Annotated in this window: 15 protein-coding genes; 9 read left to right on the forward strand and 6 right to left on the reverse strand. The window is 68.6% G+C overall.

Annotated features, from left to right (window positions below; all coding sequences use genetic code 11):
* Positions 1-248 precede the first annotated feature (248 nt).
* A complete protein-coding gene (locus NA3_RS17810; protein ID WP_084491652.1) occupies positions 249-1,571 on the forward strand; it encodes a DUF445 domain-containing protein in 1,323 nt (440 codons plus the stop codon).
* Positions 1,568-2,506 carry an Abi-alpha family protein gene (locus NA3_RS17815; RefSeq protein WP_227995561.1) on the forward strand — a complete coding sequence of 313 codons (939 nt, stop codon included), beginning with the start codon at positions 1,568-1,570 and terminating at the stop codon, positions 2,504-2,506. The genes NA3_RS17810 and NA3_RS17815 overlap by 4 nt, the downstream gene beginning before the upstream one ends.
* 54 nt (positions 2,507-2,560) lie before the next feature.
* Here NA3_RS17815 and NA3_RS17820 read toward each other — a convergent pair whose 3' ends face one another.
* Positions 2,561-4,363 carry an ABC-F family ATP-binding cassette domain-containing protein gene (locus tag NA3_RS17820; RefSeq protein ID WP_062964762.1) on the reverse strand — a complete coding sequence of 601 codons (1,803 nt, stop codon included), beginning with the start codon at positions 4,361-4,363 and terminating at the stop codon, positions 2,561-2,563.
* A gap of 653 nt (positions 4,364-5,016) precedes the next feature.
* On the opposite strand from NA3_RS17820, the gene NA3_RS17825 reads away from it, so the two are divergent.
* On the forward strand, positions 5,017-5,973 hold the full coding sequence (locus NA3_RS17825) for an LLM class flavin-dependent oxidoreductase (protein WP_227995562.1): 957 nt from the start codon (positions 5,017-5,019) through the stop codon (positions 5,971-5,973).
* 16 nt (positions 5,974-5,989) lie between these two features.
* Here the strand turns inward: NA3_RS17825 and NA3_RS17830 are convergent, their stop codons facing one another.
* A complete protein-coding gene (locus NA3_RS17830; protein WP_062964763.1) occupies positions 5,990-6,916 on the reverse strand; it encodes a 4-(cytidine 5'-diphospho)-2-C-methyl-D-erythritol kinase in 927 nt (308 codons plus the stop codon).
* Between the two features lie 277 nt (positions 6,917-7,193).
* On the opposite strand from NA3_RS17830, the gene NA3_RS17835 reads away from it, so the two are divergent.
* The 5 genes from NA3_RS17835 to NA3_RS17855 all read left to right on the forward strand — a co-directional run bounded on the left by NA3_RS17835 (position 7,194) and on the right by NA3_RS17855 (position 11,973).
* On the forward strand, positions 7,194-7,400 hold the full coding sequence (locus tag NA3_RS17835) for a heavy-metal-associated domain-containing protein (protein WP_030515214.1): 207 nt from the start codon (positions 7,194-7,196) through the stop codon (positions 7,398-7,400).
* Positions 7,401-8,282, forward strand: a complete 882-nt coding sequence (locus NA3_RS17840) for a DUF8832 domain-containing protein (protein ID WP_062964764.1) — start codon at positions 7,401-7,403, stop codon at positions 8,280-8,282.
* Positions 8,279-10,516 (forward strand): heavy metal translocating P-type ATPase, encoded by a 2,238-nt coding sequence (locus NA3_RS17845; protein WP_062964765.1) that lies wholly within the window; start codon positions 8,279-8,281, stop codon positions 10,514-10,516. Before NA3_RS17840 ends, NA3_RS17845 begins: the two co-directional genes overlap by 4 nt.
* A 149-nt stretch (positions 10,517-10,665) precedes the next feature.
* Positions 10,666-11,073: a hypothetical protein gene (locus NA3_RS17850; RefSeq protein WP_062964766.1), complete on the forward strand. Its 408-nt coding sequence runs from the start codon at positions 10,666-10,668 to the stop codon at positions 11,071-11,073.
* A gap of 171 nt (positions 11,074-11,244) precedes the next feature.
* A complete protein-coding gene (locus NA3_RS17855; RefSeq protein WP_062964767.1) occupies positions 11,245-11,973 on the forward strand; it encodes a VOC family protein in 729 nt (242 codons plus the stop codon).
* Between the two features lie 68 nt (positions 11,974-12,041).
* Here NA3_RS17855 and rsmA read toward each other — a convergent pair whose 3' ends face one another.
* Together rsmA and NA3_RS17865 are read right to left on the reverse strand one after the other, a co-directional pair.
* Positions 12,042-12,926: a 16S rRNA (adenine(1518)-N(6)/adenine(1519)-N(6))-dimethyltransferase RsmA gene (rsmA, locus tag NA3_RS17860; protein WP_062964768.1), complete on the reverse strand. Its 885-nt coding sequence runs from the start codon at positions 12,924-12,926 to the stop codon at positions 12,042-12,044.
* 22 nt (positions 12,927-12,948) lie between these two features.
* Positions 12,949-14,133: an alpha/beta fold hydrolase gene (locus NA3_RS17865; protein WP_062964769.1), complete on the reverse strand. Its 1,185-nt coding sequence runs from the start codon at positions 14,131-14,133 to the stop codon at positions 12,949-12,951.
* 194 nt (positions 14,134-14,327) lie between these two features.
* On the opposite strand from NA3_RS17865, the gene NA3_RS17870 reads away from it, so the two are divergent.
* Entirely contained in the window at positions 14,328-15,089 is a 762-nt protein-coding gene (locus tag NA3_RS17870) for an SDR family NAD(P)-dependent oxidoreductase (RefSeq protein WP_062964970.1), read from the forward strand.
* Here the strand turns inward: NA3_RS17870 and NA3_RS17875 are convergent, their stop codons facing one another.
* Positions 15,090-16,217 carry a resuscitation-promoting factor gene (locus NA3_RS17875; RefSeq protein ID WP_062964971.1) on the reverse strand — a complete coding sequence of 376 codons (1,128 nt, stop codon included), beginning with the start codon at positions 16,215-16,217 and terminating at the stop codon, positions 15,090-15,092.
* Between the two features lie 196 nt (positions 16,218-16,413).
* A complete protein-coding gene (locus tag NA3_RS17880; RefSeq protein ID WP_062964770.1) occupies positions 16,414-17,250 on the reverse strand; it encodes a TatD family hydrolase in 837 nt (278 codons plus the stop codon).
* Positions 17,251-17,317 lie beyond the last annotated feature (67 nt).

Below are 17,317 nucleotides of genomic sequence, written 5' to 3' on the forward strand. Positions count from 1 at the left end.
CCCGAATTCGAGGCGACCTCCGTGGTTACGCAGGCTGCCGCCTCCAGCCGCGTCGCTGCAGTCGCAGAATTGAATGGCGACCTCCGCGGCGGCCTCCGTGGTTACGCAGGCTGCCGCCTCCGGCCGCGTCGCTGCAGTCGCAATTGGACCCGTTTCCGGAATTCACAGTAAGGTTCGCCTGGCCGACGGGGTACGTTGTAGTGCCGGTGTGACGGCGGTCACCGGTAAGGGGTCGGCAGGAGGGTGTCGTGCTGGATAGTTTGCTGGGTTTTCACCCGACGATTTTGCTGGAACTGATCACGATCCCCCTCTTCACGGGTGTCATCGGCTATATCACCAACTGGACCGGCATCCTGATGCTGTTCAAGCCGCTGCGCTTTCACGGGTTTCGGGTACCGGGTCTGAAATGGTTGTTCCCCTATCTTCCCAAGCGCATTCAGGTGCTGCCGCTGCTGCAGTACGACGGCCGCATGGGCTGGCAGGGAATCGTGCCCTCGCGCGCGGACAAGATGGCCTCGATCGCCGTCGACAAAGGGCTCTCGAAACTCGGCAGCGTCGCCGACTTCTATCGGGAACTCGAGCCCGATGAACTGGCCGCGCATCTGACCGATATGGCGCAGTCGCAGATCCGCGACATCGTCGAGGAGATTGCCCGGCGGGAACATCCACAGCTCTGGTACAACCTGCCCGCGCAGGTCCGGGAGTTGGTACACGAGCGGGTCCGGGAACAACTCCCGGATATCCTCAAGGAACTGACCGACGAACTCGGGTCGAACATCGAACAACTGCTCGATGTCAAACAGATGGTGATCCGGTATTTCCAATCGCGGCCGCAGTTGCTCAACACGGTATTTCAGGTGCTGGGCGCCAAGGAACTGCGGTTCATGCAGAACTTCGGCTTCTATTTCGGCGCGCCGATGGGTCTGGTGCTGGTCGCGGTGCTGCATCTGACGCATTGGTCGCCGCTGGTGGTGCTGCCGGTCGGCGGTGTGATCATCGGCTGGGTGGTCAACTGGATCGGGCTCAACATGATCTTCGAACCCGCCTATCCGAAGTGGTGGTGCCCGTGGCGGCAGGGCTTGCTGATCAAGCGGCAGCCCGAAATCACCGAGGGCTATGCCGAATTGGTGGCCACCCAGATCATCACGATCGCCAATGTCGGTGACGAACTCCTGAACGGCCCGCGCTCGGACCGCACCATGCAGGTCCTCGAGGACACCCTGCGCCCAGCCACCGACCGCGCGCTGGGGCCGATGCGCGGGGCGCTGAAGTTCATGATCGGCAGCCGCGACTACGCGACCCTGCAGACCCGCTTCACCGACGAGGCCAAATCGCTGGCACCGGCCGCCTTCGCCGATCCCGGGTTCAACGCCCAGCAGAGCCGGCAGGTCAGCCAGTACATCGCCAAGCAGATGGCGGCGCTGAAACCGCCGGACTTCGTCGACATGCTGCGCGCGGCGATCAAACAGGACGAGTGGCTTTTGTTCGTCCATGGCGGTGTGCTGGGGCTCATTGCCGGTTACGCTCATCTTCTGATCTTCGGAACGGAAGTAGCGAACGTATGGCTGTGAGCGGATCCGCGCCGGAAACCGGTGACGGCGCCGAGTTTTCGATCGAATACGCCGAGGTGGTGGCCGAGTCCGGCGCCGAGGAGGCGGCCGGTACCGGTGCGACCGAAATCGAGACGGTCTTCCCGGACCCGGACGCGCGCTCCACCGACCTCGTCGCACGCCGGTCGGCCGACTTGATGCTGCCCGAGGACGCCCGCCCGGGCTGGGCGGGTCCGGTGCGGACCACCACCGGTGTGGTGCGGGTGGCGCTCTCCGCGGTCACCGAGGCCGCGGCCTGGAGCCTGGGCACCGCGGTCGGGGTGACCGCCACGGTGGTGCGCGGCAGCATGTCCGGGCAGCCGCCGCGGCATGTGCTCTCCGAGGCCGGTGAGCAGGTTCGCGACTCGGTGCGGCGAGCGCTCGGCATCGATGCCGCACCCGACGGCGCTCCCGCCCCATCCGCACCGACCCTGCGCGATCGCGGCGCCGAACTGCTGCGCCGCTCGGCCGATGTGCACTGCGAGGACACCGACCATCCGGCCTTCGTGCGCATCGTCGCCGAACTGGCTCCCGACGAGGCCCGCATCCTGCGCTTCCTCTACCTCGACGGGCCGCAGCCCGCGCTCGACATCCGCACCGGGCGGACGCTCGGCTCGGGAACCCAGCGCATCGAGGTCGGCATGTCGCTGATCGGCGAGACCGCGGCGCTGCGCTTCCCCGACCGGGCGATCACCTATCTGACCAATCTGCGCCGCCTCGGACTCATCACCGCCGACGGCGATCAGCTGGACAATCCGGCCCGCTATCAGCTACTGGAATCGCAGCCGGAGGTGCGGCGGTTGCTCAAGCGCGGATTCGGCACCAAGGTCGTCTACCGCAGCATCGCGCTCACCTCGTTCGGGACGGATTTCACCTGCGCGTGCCTGCCGGTGCCGCCACTGGGCCACGCCCTCTGACATCACTGGGCCACGCCCTCTGACATCACCGGGCCACGCCCTCCGACTCACGACCTAACCGACCTCTTCGGCGAGTTCGAGCCAGCGCATCTCGGTCGACTCCTTCTCGGCCTGCACCTGCTTCAGTTCCGCGCCGAGGCTCACCAGTTTCTCCGGATCGGTGGCGGCTTCGGCCAGCGCGGTGTGCAGGCGTTCCTCTCGCTCGGTGAGTTTCTCCAGGGTCCGCTCCAGCCGGCCGAACTCCTTGCGCGCGGCGCGATAGGCGGCGGAATCGGTGGCGGGAGCGGATGTTTCGGCCTGCGCGCCGGACCCCGAAGGACGTCGCGCGGTGTCGGCGAGCGCCGCGCGGCGGCGCAGGTATTCCTCGATGCCGCCGGGCAGGTTGGTGAGCTTTCCGTCGCCGAACAGGGCCCAGGTGGAATCGCTGATGCGCTCGATCAGATACCGGTCGTGGCTGATCACGACCAGGGTGCCGGGCCAGCCGTCGAGCAGATCCTCGAGTTGCTGCAGGGTGTCGATATCGAGGTCGTTGGTGGGCTCGTCGAGCAGCAGGACGTTCGGCTCACTCATCAGGATGCGGGTCAGCTGCAGGCGGCGGCGCTCACCGCCGGACAGGTCACCGACCGGAGTGCGCTGCTTGGCGGGTGTGAATCCGAGCCGTTCGGCGAGCTGTCCGGCACTGATCTCCTTGTCTCCCAGCATGGTTCGCTCGGCGACGTCGGACACCGCTTCCAGCACCCGCATATCGGTGGGCAGATCGTCGAGTTCCTGCCGCAGCCAGCCGATCCGGACGGTCTGGCCCTGAATTCGCTTACCCGCGGCGGGTTCCACGTCACCGGCGAGCGCGCGCAACAGGGTGGTCTTGCCCGATCCGTTCACCCCCACCAGGCCGACCCGCTCTCCCGGTGCCAACCGCCAGGTCAGATCGCGCACCAATTCGCGGCCGTCGGGGGTGGTGAGGGTGGCGTCCTCGAGTTCGATCACCACGCGGCCCAGGCGTTTCCGCGCGAAGGAGGCCAGCTGCACGGTGTCGCGCGGCGGCGGCACATCGGCGATCAGGGCCTCGGCGGCCTCGACCCGGTAGCGCGGCTTGGAGGTGCGGGCCTGCGGTCCGCGTCGCAGCCAGGCCAATTCCTTGCGGGCCAGGTTGCGGCGGCGCGCCTCGGTGGCATCGGCCTGGCGGGCCCGTTCGGCGCGGGCGAAGATCCAGTCGTTGTAGCCGCCCTCGTAGCTTTCGACCTTGCCGCCCACCACTTCCCACGTGCGGGTGGCGACGGTGTCGAGGAACCAGCGATCGTGGGTGACCACCACGAGTGCGCTGCGGCGGGCGAGCAGATGTTCGGCCAGCCACTGCACCCCCTCGACGTCGAGGTGGTTGGTGGGCTCGTCGAGGACCAGCAGATCCAGCTCGCGCACCAGTGCGGCGGCCAAGGCGACGCGGCGGCGCTCGCCACCGGACAGATTGGCGACCGAGGTGTCCATTCCCAGATCCGCGATGCCGATACCGTCGAGCACGCTGCGGATACGAGGATCGGCGGCCCACTCGTGTTCGGCGATACCGTCCGTGCGCGCGTCCTCGGCGAGCCCGGCCAGGACCACCTCGCCGACGGTGGCCCCGTCCGGCAGCACACCGCGCTGGGTCACCACCGCCATGCGCAGGCCGTTGATGCGGCTCACCCGCCCGCTGTCGGGCGCTTCGAGTCCGGTCAGCACCTCGAGCAGTGTGGTCTTACCCCCGCCGTTGAGACCGACGACCCCGATCCGCTCACCCTCCTGCACGCCGAGGGACACATTGTCCAGCAGCGGGGTGATTCCGAAGCTCTTGTGGACCTGCTCCAGATTGATCAGATTCGCCAAGGGGTCAGTCCTCTCCGAGTACGGCGGGGCCTACGGGTGTGCCACGAGCTCGGCGGATCCGGCCGCGTCGCGCGCGCCGGCTGCGCCTCCGCAGCGGCGGGACCACGCCCGTCGGCTTCACTCGTGAACATTACGGCACGAGGGTGCGCACTTCCGGCGCGGGTGAACCGGGCCCCGGCGCTTGCGCTGCTCGGGATTGCGCCCTTCCGACCGGCCGCACATCGGTGGCGCGTGCCTTCCGCGGAACGTCCGGACCGGCCGGCCCGCACTCGTATGCCGACTTCCGAGGTCGTACCAGGACTGCGGCAACGGCTGCCGCGCGAACAGGCCCGCGGCGAAGATGTAGCTGTTGCGATCGAAGACGAGCCACATCTCCCCACCGGATCACCGGCGCGCTCGGTCTCCGCTGCCAGAAGGGCATACAGCCGCGCGGGTCGTGGCCGCGCGCAGGAGCCGGTCATCTCGAGCTGCCTGTCCCGAAAGACGTCGCGGTTGCGGAAGGCACTGCAATTGCGAAACTCGTTGAGACGTAGGTAGTCTGCCTGCAATCCGAACGGGTTCTCCAGAAGTATGGCCGTAGTGCGGGAACCCCGCCTCGTGAGGCGCGGAGTGGGGCGGCGCTGATTTGTCGACCACACATTCGGAGGATTCTCATGACCGGCTCGCCCCATGCCACCACTCCCTCGTCGCCCGTTTCGATGCCCAGCGACCGCGCATCCGAGACGTCCCGGCAGCCTGAAGCGATACGCCCGGCCCACGGCGCGAAGGTCGGCATCGGGCTGCCGATCGCCGACCCGCGATCACTCGCCGAATGGGCCGAGCGGGCCGAATCGGGCCCGTTCTCCACTCTGGGATTGCTCGACCGGCTGGTCTACGACAATCCGGAACCCCTTGTGACACTTGCGCATCTGGCCGGAGCCACGCAGCGGATCCGGTTGCAGACCGAAGTGCTCATCGCGCCGCTGCGGGAGACCGCGCTGCTCGCGAAGCAGGTCGCCACGCTCGACCGGCTCTCGGGCGGCCGGTTCACCCTCGGGCTCGGCGTCGGTGGTCGCGCCGACGACCATGAAGCGTCCGGGACGGATTTGCGGACGCGCGGAAAGCGATTGGACGAGCAGGTCGCGACGATGCGCCGGCTCTGGTCCGGTGAGCCCTACAGCGACAGCTGCGCCGCGATCGGCCCGCGACCGCACACCTCCGGCGGGCCGGAACTGCTGTTCGGCGGATTCCAGCCCGCCGCCCTGGAACGTGTCGCGCGCTGGGGCGGCGGATTCCTCGCGGCGGCCGCACCCTCCTGGGCGCCGGGCCTGTTCGACACCGTGCACCGCTTCTGGCGGGAATACGACAGGCCCGGTTCACCGCGCATCGTCGCCCAGGTCAACGTCGCACTCGGCACCGACGCGGCGATCGGCGAGGCCCGCTCGGCCATGGCGTCCTACTACGAATTCAGCGGCCGCGCCGAATTCATGGTCGAGGGCATGCTCACCACATCGGAGCATGTCCGCACGGTCACACAACAATTCGCCGATCTCGGTGCCGACGAGGTGATCTTCTACTGCTACGGGCGGGACCCGGAACAAGTCGACCGCCTCGCCGACGCCCTCGCCTGAGGGACGTCATCGGCTGTCAGTGACGCCCGTCGGCCAGCACCCGCGCCCCGGGCACCGGCCCGGTCGCGGTGCGGACGCTGCGGCACACCCCGGCGCCGGAGAGTTCGGCCGACACCTCCACCGCATCGTCTTCGCTACCGCACAGGAACGCGCAGGTGGGCCCCGAGCCGGAGACGATTCCGGCGAGGGCGCCCGCCTCGACACCGGCGCGCAGGGTGCGGCGCAGGGCCGGATTCAGCGACAAGGCGGCGGCCTGCAGGTCGTTGCCGAGCAACGGCGCGAGCTGGGTGGCGTCGCCGGAGGCCAAGGCCTGCAACAACTCCTGCGGGTCGCCGAGGCGGGGCGGATCGCCGTTCTCGCGCAGCCGATCCAGTTCGCCGAACACCTTCGGCGTCGACAGCCCCTCTTTCGCCAATGCCAGCACCCAGTGAAAAGTATTGCGCGACAACACCGGAAGCAGCTTCTCGCCGCGGCCGCGGCCGAGTGCGGTACCGCCGTGCAGCGCGAACGGCACATCACTGCCGAGCTCGGCCGCGACATCGGCCAGCTCGTCGCGCGACATCTCCAGGCCCCACAGCTCGTTGAGCCCCACCAGCGTCGCGGCGGCATCCGCGCTGCCGCCGGCCATCCCCCCGGCCACCGGGATGCCCTTCTCGATCTCGATCTCGACCAGCGGAGCGCGGCCGGCCAGATGCCCGAGCCGGACGGCCGCCTGCCACACCAGGTTCGTGCGATCGGTCGGCACCTGGGCGGCGCCCTCCCCGTGCACGCTCACGGCCAGCGATCCGGCCGGGGCGATACGCACATCGTCGGCCAGCGACAGTGCCTGAAACACCGTGGTCAGTTCGTGGTATCCGTCGCTACGCAGGTCATCGACCCCCAGATGAAGGTTCACCTTGGAGGGGGCGCGCACAACCACGGAACTGGGTACTACAGACAGCACGGGGCTAGGTTATCCGTCCGCGCGGCAAACGGTCGGTTTGCCGCGCGACGCGGGGCTCCCGCGCACCGGGACGCGCCGGGGCACCGGTGGCCGGGCACGCCCGGCCTATGGGCCGATGACGGGGCGGCTACCAGCACAGACAGGTATCGGCGGAGATGCGCGTCACCGCGCCGGAAATTCCCCGTCGTCCCCCTTGCGTCAGGTACCCATGGGGGGTATGTTCATTGACGTCAGGGGATACCCCCTCACCGTATAAGAGCGAGCGAAGGAAGCGATCATGGCTACCAGCACCTACACCGTCACCGGGATGACCTGCGGCCACTGCGTGGCGTCGGTGCAGAAGGAGATCGGCAAGATCGACGGCGTCACCAGCGTCGACGTAGACCTCGCCTCCGGCCGCGTCCAGGTCGAATCCGCCGCACCGCTGACGGACGCCGAGGTTGTTGCCGCCGTCGACGAGGCGGGATATCAGGTGGCGAGCTGAATGAACGACAGACTGAAGTTCGCGGCATTCGGCGGCGGACTGGTCGTGTTGTTCGGGGCCGCGCTCGGCATCGGCGCCCTGGTGGGCGATCCCACCGAGCCGGCCCCCGGCCACGGCACCGGACTTCAGGCCACGCAGGAGGGCTACACCCTCTCCGAGGTGACCGCACCGACCGAACCCCGAGCTCCCGGCACCCTCCGATTCCGGATCACCGGCCCCGACGGCGCACCGGTCACCGAGTACGCCGATCTCCACGAACAGGACCTGCATCTGATCACGGTCCGCTCCGACGCCACCGAGTACCGGCACGTGCACCCGGTCCGCGACGACACCGGCACCTGGTCGATCGATTGGACGTGGGCCCAGCCGGGCACCTACCGCATCTTCGCCGATTCCCGGCCCGCCGCCGCACCGGACGAACTGGTGCTCAGCCGCACCGTCACCGTGGCCGGCGCGGCCGCCGAACGGCCCCTGCCGCCGGTCTCGCGCACCGCCTCCGTCGACGGCTACCAGGTCAACATGGACGGCGATCTGTCGACCGGCGGCGGCGAGGTGGGATTCACCGTCACCCGCGACGGGCGGCCGGTCACCGATCTGCAACCCTATCTGGGTGCCTACGGGCATCTGGTCGCACTGCGCGGGAACGATCTGTCCTACCTTCATGTTCATCCCGAGGGAGAGGTCGGCTCGACACCCGCCGGGCCGCGGGTCGCCTTCCACGCCCAAGCGCCCAGTACCGGCGCCTTCCGGCTCTATCTGGACTTCGCCCACGGCGGCGCGGTTCACACCGCGGAATTCACCGCCGAGGCGGTAGCCGGGCAGCAGAGCGGGCACCACGACAACGAGCACGACAACGGAGAGCACGGAGGAGGTCACCAATGAGCGCGCCCACGACAGAGCGCTCCGTCGAGCTGGATATCGGTGGCATGACCTGCGCCTCCTGCGCCGCACGCATCGAGAAGAAACTGAACCGGATCGAGGGCGTCACCGCCACGGTGAACTACGCCACCGAGAAGGCGAAGGTCAGCTTCCCCGAGACGGTGACGCCGGATCAACTCATCGAACGCGTCGTCGACACCGGCTACACCGCCACCGTCCACGACACCCGTCCGGCGGAAACCGCTGCGGCCGAAGCGGTTTCCACCGACTCGCCGCTCCGGCAATTACGGCATCGACTGCTGGTCAGCCTCGCGCTGGCGATTCCGGTCATCGCGTTGGCGATGATTCCGGCACTGCAATTCCGGAACTGGCAATGGCTTTCGCTGACGCTGGCCACACCGGTCGTGTTCTGGGGCGGCGCCGCCTTCCATCGCGCCGCCTGGATCAATGCCCGGCACGCCACCGCCACCATGGACACCCTCATCTCGCTGGGCACCCTGGCGGCCTACTCGTGGTCGGTGTACGCGCTGTTCTTCGGCGATGCCGGAATGCCGGGTATGAAGCACGGCTTCAGCTTCGCGGTGGAGCGTTCCGCTTCGGCGTCGAACATCTACTTCGAGGTCGCGGCCGGTGTGATCGTCTTCATCCTGGCCGGGCGGTATTTCGAGACCCGGGCCAAGGAGCGGGCCGGTTCGGCACTGCGGGCGCTGCTCGAACTGGGCGCCAAGGATGTGGCGGTCCTGCGCGACGGCGCCGAACACCGAATTCCGGTGTCGGAGTTGCGCGTCGACGATCTGTTCCTGGTGCGTCCGGGTGAGAAGGTCGCCACCGACGGCGTGGTCACCGACGGGAATTCTGCGGTCGACATGAGCATGCTGACCGGTGAATCGGTGCCGGTCGAGGTGGGCCCGGGCGATCCGGTGATCGGCGCGACCGTCAACGCCGGTGGTGTGCTGACCGTGCGGGCCACCCGCATCGGCGCCGACACCCAGTTGGCGCAGATGGCCGCGCTGGTCGAGGACGCGCAGAACGGCAAGGCACCCGTACAGCGGCTGGCCGACCGGGTCGCCGGCGTGTTCGTCCCGATCGTGATCGCGATTTCGGTTGCCACCCTGGGCTTCTGGCTGGGCAGCGGGGCCGCGGTGGCGGTGGCCTTCGGTGCGGCGGTCGCGGTGCTGATCATCGCCTGCCCGTGCGCGCTCGGCCTGGCCACGCCCACCGCACTGCTGGTCGGCACCGGCCGGGGCGCACAGCTCGGCATCCTGATCAAGGGGCCGCAGGTGCTGGAATCGACCCGGCGCATCGACACCGTCGTGCTGGACAAGACCGGAACCGTCACGACGGGCACCATGTCGCTGGCCGAGGTGATCCCCGCCGAGGGCCAGGATCGCGACGAGCTGCTGGCCGTGGCCGCGGCGGTGGAACACGGATCCGAACACCCGGTAGCCCGAGCGGTGGTGCGCGGCGCCGCCGAACAGGGTCTGGCCGAGGAGCCGGTACAGCAGTTCGTGAGCCACGGCGGTAAGGGCGTGCAGGGTCTGGTCGGTGAGCGCGCGGTCGTGATCGGCCGCACCGAACTGCTCACGGACTGGTCGATCACGCTGCCGGAGTCGTTGGCACAGGCCAAGTCCGAGGCCGAGGCCGCCGGGCGCACCGCGATCGTGGTGGCCTGGGACGGGCAGGCGCGCGGTGTGCTGGTCATCGCCGATGCGATCAAGGCCTCGAGCGCCGAGGCCATCGCGGACATGCGGTCGCTGGGACTGACTCCGGTGCTGTTGACCGGTGACAATGCCGCCACCGCCCGCACGGTCGCGGACCAGGTCGGCATCGACGAGGTGATCGCCGAGGTGCTGCCCGCCGACAAGCTCGACGTGGTGAAGCGCCTGCAGGATCAGGGCAAGGTCGTCGCGATGGTCGGCGACGGCGTCAACGACGCGGCCGCGCTCGCCCAGGCCGATTTGGGCCTGGCGATGGGTACCGGCACCGACGTGGCGATCGAGGCCGGCGATATCACGCTCGTCCGCGGCGATCTGCGGACGGTCGGCACGGCCATCCGGCTCTCCCGGGCCACCCTGCGCACCATCAAGGGCAACCTGTTCTGGGCGTTCGGTTACAACGTGGCGGCGATTCCGCTGGCCGCGGCCGGACTGCTCAACCCGATGCTCGCGGGTGCGGCCATGGCCCTGTCGAGTGTGTTCGTGGTGAGCAACAGCCTGCGGCTGCGGCGCTTCCGCTGACCGAATCCGCCGAATGTCCCGTCCGATCGGACGGGACATTCGGCGTTCCCGCGCCGGTCCGCCATACTTTCCGTCCGAAGAGATGAATGCGCTGTCGGGTCAGCCTGTTTCCCGCGACCGGCCGCGCACGAGGACAAGGCAGGGACCACATGAGCATCCTGTTCGGGATCGGTTTGGTGATCTGGTTCGTCAGCATCGCCGCGATGTTTCTCGCACGCGCCCTCGACGACCACAGAGAGCAGGTCTTCCGGGGGAGCCTCGCACTGTGCGCCGTGGGGTCGATACTCCTCGCCATCGGCACCCCTTTCGTCAGTGGCAATTCCACGAATAAGAACATCCTGGTCAGCGGCGGGTTCGCCGTGATGGCGTCGCTCTGCGCCTACTCGGTCCTGATCACGCGTCACCGCCCCGTCACTCCCCCGATACCGCTGCCGATCCCGTTCACCCCGCCGGCAGACGACCCCACCGCCACCGCTACGGCGGGTGCCCGGTCACGCGACGTGCAGCCTCCCGTGCCGACCGCGGACTCCCGCCCACACGATCCGAGTCGCATGTGATCATCGCGCCCGCATCGCATCGGCCGAGTGCGAGGCGTTCGCTCCAGGCATGCAGAACGGCGAGTTGGCCACCCGGCGTGGGGAAGTCGCGTAGTACCACGTGACCTTGACCTCAACCATGGTTCAGGTTTTAGCGTCGGGAGCTCCCGTTTCCCACCGAAGGGCACCGCGATGAAGATTCTCGAAGCCGAGCTCACCACAACACATCTCGCCGCCACGGCGGAGTTCTACCGCGATCTGCTCGAGCTTCCGGTCACCACGGAGCCCGACGGCATCGTCGTCGACATCGGCTCCAGCAGACTGAGAGTGTCAGCGGGCGCTGCCTTCGACGGAGTACACCACCTCGCTTTCGGCATCTCGCCGCACGACTTCGACCTGGCCCGCCGATGGTTGCGGCAGCGGACCGAATTGATCACGGCCGGCGGCTCCGACATCATCGACGGCCCGGAAGGATGGAATTCCCGATCGCTGTATTTCCGGGGGCCGGACGGAATTCTGCTGGAATTGATTGCGCGCCACGCCGACCTAGCGGCGCCGAGCACTCCGGGCGAGACCCCGCGCCTGTTGTCGATCAGCGAGGTCGGCATCGGTGTAGCCGACGTCCGGCAGACCGTACGTCACCTCGCCGAGGCTGCCGAACTCCCACCCTTCCCACCGCAACTGCCCGGCTTCGCACCGGTCGGCGGTCACGACGGGCTGCTCATCCTGGCAAACGCGGGCCGAATCTGGTTTCCCACCGAGTCGGACATCCCGGCCACAGGCCCGCTAGCCGTCCGAATCGAAACCCCGGGCCACGACGGAACCGTCGCTCTGACGGACGAAGCCGTCGTCCAGTGCGTTCAGGCGCAGCCTGTTTCCGGCAACAACGGCGGCCACGGTAATCGACGACATCGGCCATGACCGCCCGCCGTGGGGCAAGATCGCAGGCGTAGTGCGCGCAGGGTCCGGCTCAGCCTCCCCGCTGTGAGCTAATTGCTCTGTTCGGCGAGCCGGACGAATGCTGCGGTGTCGAGCGTTTCGCCGCGGGCGGTCGGGGCGATTCCCGCGGCGACCAATCGGCGCTCCGCCTCGGCGGGCGATCCCGCCCATCCTGCCAGGGCGGCGCGTAATGTCTTGCGGCGCTGGGCGAATGCCGCATCGACGACGGCGAACACCCGCTCGCGGTGGGCGGTGTCGAGGGACCACGGCGGCTGGGTGAAGCGTTCGATGCGGACCAGTCCGGACTCCACCTGGGGGACGGGCCAGAACACCTGGCGGCCCACGGCTCCCGCGCGGCGGACGGCGCCGAAGAAGCCGGCCTTCACGCTGGGGACGCCGTAGATGCGGGAGCCGGGTTCGGCGGAGAGGCGGTCGGCCACCTCGGCCTGAACCATCACCAAAGCCGTTCGGATGCTGGGCAATTCGGCGAGAAGGTGCAGCAGCACCGGTACCGCGACGTTGTAGGGCAGGTTCGCCACCAGTGCCGTCGGCTCACCCGGGATATCGGTGGCCGACACCCGCAGCGCATCGCCGGGGACCACGGTCAGCCGGTCGGCGAGCCCGGGTGCGCGATCGGCCACGGTGTCCGGAAGATGCTGCGCGAGAACCGGATCCAGCTCCACCGCGATGACCCGGTCCACGACGTCGAGCAGCGCCAGCGTCAGCGAGCCCAGTCCGGGACCGACCTCGAGCACCACGTCGTCGCGTCCGACGCCGGCCGTGGCCACGATTCGCCGCACGGTGTTCGCGTCGTGCACGAAGTTCTGTCCGAGCTGTTTGGTGGGGCGCACGCCGAACCGCTCCGCCAGCACCCGCACTTCGGCGGGACCGAGCAGTTCGGCCAGGCCACGGGCTTCGCTCACAGGTTCGGACACGCCCGACAAGGTATCAGTGCGGCTAGGGCCGGTACGGCGTGGACTGCACCCGCGCGACGAAGGCGTCGATCGCCGCCCACATCTGCGGATTCAGATCGCAGTGCTGCCCGGTGCCGACCACGGATTGCGCGTCCACGCCGTTCGCGGCCAGTTGGGCGGCCAGCGCGGCGTGCAGCGGTGAGGGCACGGTTCGGTCGGTGGCGTTGAGCAGCAACAGAATCGGCGCGTCGTAGCCGCTCGTGGGCACGGCCAGATAGTCGGTGAGCGCGGCCGTGAACCGCGGATCGCCCAGGGGGCGCGACAGCAGATCGCCCAGTGAGGCGCCGTTGACCTGCGCGATCATCCCGTCCAGGCAGAGGGTGCCGATGCTGTCGAGCAGTTGGCGCCCACGCGGGCTCAGATAGCTGTCGACGTCGATATCGGGCCGGGTCTCCCGCATCCCGACGAGCACTCCCGCGATGAAGGCGGTGCTGCCGTCGCCGATCTCCGGAATATTCGGCACCCACGGCCCGGCGATGGGCAGCACGTGCTCGAGATCCGACTCCGGGTCGACCGCGATCGTCCCGCGGAAGTCCAGGTCGGGCGCATAGCTCTGCTGGAGACGACCCGTACCCAGCGCGGCCTGGCCCCCCTGCGACGCACCGACGGCGATCCAGGTGCGCGACAGCTGCGGATACGTCGCGCGCGCTGCCCGCAGCAGGTCGATGGTCGCCGTCGCCTCGGACTGCCGTTCCAGATACGGGTGCGGCCCGGTGTCGAACGTGCCCAGCCCGAGATAGTCGGGCGCGACGACCGCGAATCCCTTGGACTGGAAGTACTGCAGGATGCGATCTTCCTTGGCGCGGCCCGACGGGTAGGGCGCGGTACGGGGATTCGAGATGCCGCTGCATCCCATGCCGAGCCCGCTCGTGCCGTGGTCGTAGGCCACCACCGGCCAGCCACCCGCGGGCGGTTCGCCCGGCGGAAGGAACACCGCACCGCTGGCCGGGACGGACGCCCCCTGCGAAGTCGTTGTCCGATAGTCGAGCAGCGCCCCTCCGGTCATACCGTGCCAGCCGTCCGGCTGCGCGGTGACCGACATCGTCGTTCCGGCCGGCTCGGCCGCGGCTTCCGGCACCGCGACGACCGAGGCGGCCGCCAGCGCGGTGAACACGGCCGCGGCGAGCAGCGCCAGACGGCTCCGAGCCGGACATTTCGACAACCGCATGGGGACACCTCACATCGTCGGGATCTGCTGATTTTACGGTGCACACACCGCCCGATCCGGAAGTTCCCAGGCCGGTCCGTCGCGGAGCGTTGACGTCAATTGATACACGTTCTAGTTTCGGTGTACTCGCGGAACCGGCGGTGGCACATCAGGTCTCACCGCCTCCGAAGCAGCAGGAGAGGACGGCCGCAATGATGCGCAGGCACGAGGGACGACGGGTGGTGGTGACCGGGGCGGGCTCGGGCATCGGGCGGGGCATCGTGGTGCGCATGCTCGCCGAGGGAGCGCAGGTCGTGGGCATGGACATCTCCGAGCCCGGGCTGAAGGAGACCGTCGCGGAAGTGGGCGCGGATCGCGAGCGACTCCATACGGTGACCGTCGACGTGGCCGATCCGGAATCGGTGCGCCCCGCCGTCGCCGCGGCCGTGGACCATCTCGGCGGACTGGACGTGCTGGTCAACGCGGCGGGGATCATGCGCACCGCGCACACCCACGAGATGGCGTTCGAGAGCTGGAATCAGGTGATCGGCATCAACCTCACGGGCACCTTCCTGATGATGCAGGCGGCCATCCCGACCCTGCTGCAGTCCGACCATCCGGTGATCGTGAACTTCTCCTCGACCGCCGCACTCGGGGCGAACCCGTACATGGCCGCCTACGCCGCGTCCAAGGGCGGCGTCAACGCGATGACCCATGCGGTCGCGCTGGAGTATTCACAAAAGGGCCTGCGCGCGGTGAACATCGTCCCGGGCGGCATCACCAGCGGTATCACCAACAATCTGCAAACCCCCGAAGACGCCGACTGGAACCTCTTCTCCCGCCTGACCGGCTGGCTCAACGGCGGCGCCCTGGGCGAACCCGCCGACGTCGCGGGCGTGGTCGCCATGGTCGCCTCCGAGGACGGCCGCTACATCACCGGCTCGGAGATCCGCGTCGACGGCGGCGCGCTGATGTGACTAGCTGATCCCCAAACGACTGGTGCACGCGGGCCAGGCACCCCAGCCCTGCCGGGCCCGCGTCACCTCGGCGATCGCGATCTGCTCTTCCCGGGTGGCGAGGTCCGGCCGCTCCGCGTACTTCAGGCCGCCCTGCCGCGACCAGGTGCTCTGGTCGAACTGAATGCCGCCGTAGTACCCGTTGCCGGTGTTGATGGCCCAGTTGCCGCCGGATTCGCATTTGGCCAGCGCGTCCCAGACCGCACCGTCGCGCACGGGCGGAACCTCGGTGCCCGGCTTGGCGCCCTTGCGGACGGTCTTGGGCTGGGCGGGGACGACGACGGTGTGTCCGACGGGCTCGCGCGAGGCTTCCTTACCGTTGACGATCGAGACCGCGTAGGTGACGTCCTGTACCCCCGCCTTGCCGGGATTCTCGACGATGGTCCGGCTCATATTGAGGTCGGTGTCCTCGATGACGTTCTCGGTCGGGTCGAGCGGTTCGCGTTCGGTGACCTTCTCGGTGCGCTTGCGGGTGACGGTGATCTTCATACCGTCGTGCAGCGGGGTGACGGCCACCGGCTCCACGGTGTCCTCGCCGGTCAGCGGCACGCCCTGCACCTGCAGCAGTTCCCCGACCGTTGGTGCGGCCAGCCGCACGTAACTCATCGGTTCGCCGTTGTCGGACAGCTGCACCGTGCGCGGGCTGGTGACGGCCAGCGCGGCACCCTGCAGCGGCAGCGGAGTGGGACGCGAGGGCGAAACGAAAACGTCGCCGGGCAGCTGCAGTTGAGTCAGCGCGTCGGCGACGGTGTACGCGGTGGTCCACACCTGTTTGGTCTTGCCGTCGAAGGTCAGCGAGACCTGCCGGGCGCGATTGAGCGTGATGGTCGCGCCGTTGGTGACGTCGGCGTCCCCGGACGGCGACACCGAGTCCTTGCCGGCCAGCTTGTAGCCGCCGGCCTTGAGCACACCCTTCACGCTGGCGGCCATGGTGGTGATGGTCGTGCGCTCACCGTCGACGACGAGGGTGACGGTCTTACGGCTGACGATCGCCAGACTCGCTCCGATGATCAGGGTGATCAGCATCGCGGCGATCGCCGCGTAGAGCAGCGGCGAGCGCGACGTGTTGATCCGCTGGAGAGCGGATATCCGAAACTCCGGCATGGTCACAATACGATAACGAGGGGGTCAGTCCCTGGCAACTACATGCCGTGGAACAGGGGATTTCCACATCACGATTCGATATCGACAGTGCGGAAATATCACGACCGCGCAATCGTAAGTGAACTGGCGCACACCTCGCATTCCGGTCGCGTTTTATGTGACGCACCGCACGCGGGCGGCCTCAGTGCCGCGGCAGCCGGTAGACCCGCTCGGCATTGGCGGTCGTGATCTCGGCCAGTGCCGCCGGATCCTGTTCGCGCAGTTCGGCCAAGGCCCGCACGGTGTAGGGCAGGCAGTACGGCTCGTTCGGCGCGCCCCGGAACGGGTGCGGAGTCAGGAACGGCGCATCGGTCTCCACCAGGATCTGCTCGTCCGGCACCAGCGTCGCGGCCTCGCGCAATTCGTGCGCGTTCTTGAAACTCACCGTCCCGGAGAAGCTGAGCAGATACCCCTCGGCCACGCAGGCCAGAGCCATATTGGCGTCGGAGGAGAAGCAGTGGAAGATCACCGTCTCCGGCGCGCCCTCGTCCAGCAGGACCGCGAGCACATCGTGATCGGCCTCGCGGTTGTGGATCATCAGCGGTTTCCCGAGCCGTTTGGCGAGGTCGATATGCCAGCGGAAGCCCTCCACCTGATCGTCGATATCGGCGCAGCCGTCGAGTTTGCCGGGCCAGTAGTAGTCGAGCCCGGTCTCGCCGACGGCGACCACCCGGGGGTCGGCGGCCAGCTTCTCCAGTTCCGCGCGGGCGGCATCGTCCAGAGCGTTCGCGCGGGTCGGATGCAGCGCGACCGCGGCGTACACGCGCGGATCCCAGTGCGCGGCGTCGACGGCGAAGCGGGCGGCATCGAGGTCGTCGGCGATGGTCACCACCCGGCCGACACCCACCGCGGCGGCCCGATCCACCATGGCGGCAACCGATTCCGCGTCCCCGGCCCCGCAGGCATCGAGGTGGGTGTGGGCGTCGACCAACGGCGACAGCGGTGCGGGCGGCTCGGGTGCGGGTCGTTTACCGGGCATCGGACCAGATTAGACACACCGCACCAGCGGCAGGTGAACCCGGCGGGAGCGACGAGTGGACGACGGG

The sequence above is a fragment of the Nocardia africana NBRC 100379 genome (genome assembly GCF_001612635.1).
In the GTDB taxonomy this organism is placed as follows: domain Bacteria; phylum Actinomycetota; class Actinomycetes; order Mycobacteriales; family Mycobacteriaceae; genus Nocardia; species Nocardia africana.

Excerpts from the sequence above, each read along its gene's own strand:
- NA3_RS17825 (WP_227995562.1), top strand. The coding sequence starts at position 5,017 with ATGACCGGCTCGCCCCATGCCACCACTCCCTCGTCGCCCGTTTCGATG.
- NA3_RS17835 (WP_030515214.1), top strand. The coding sequence starts at position 7,194 with ATGGCTACCAGCACCTACACCGTCACCGGGATGACCTGCGGCCACTGC.
- NA3_RS17840 (WP_062964764.1), top strand. The coding sequence starts at position 7,401 with ATGAACGACAGACTGAAGTTCGCGGCATTCGGCGGCGGACTGGTCGTG.
- NA3_RS17845 (WP_062964765.1), top strand. The coding sequence starts at position 8,279 with ATGAGCGCGCCCACGACAGAGCGCTCCGTCGAGCTGGATATCGGTGGC.
- NA3_RS17850 (WP_062964766.1), top strand. The coding sequence starts at position 10,666 with ATGAGCATCCTGTTCGGGATCGGTTTGGTGATCTGGTTCGTCAGCATC.
- NA3_RS17855 (WP_062964767.1), top strand. The coding sequence starts at position 11,245 with ATGAAGATTCTCGAAGCCGAGCTCACCACAACACATCTCGCCGCCACG.
- NA3_RS17865 (WP_062964769.1), bottom strand. The coding sequence starts at position 14,133 with ATGCGGTTGTCGAAATGTCCGGCTCGGAGCCGTCTGGCGCTGCTCGCC.
- NA3_RS17870 (WP_062964970.1), top strand. The coding sequence starts at position 14,328 with ATGCGCAGGCACGAGGGACGACGGGTGGTGGTGACCGGGGCGGGCTCG.
- NA3_RS17880 (WP_062964770.1), bottom strand. The coding sequence starts at position 17,250 with ATGCCCGGTAAACGACCCGCACCCGAGCCGCCCGCACCGCTGTCGCCG.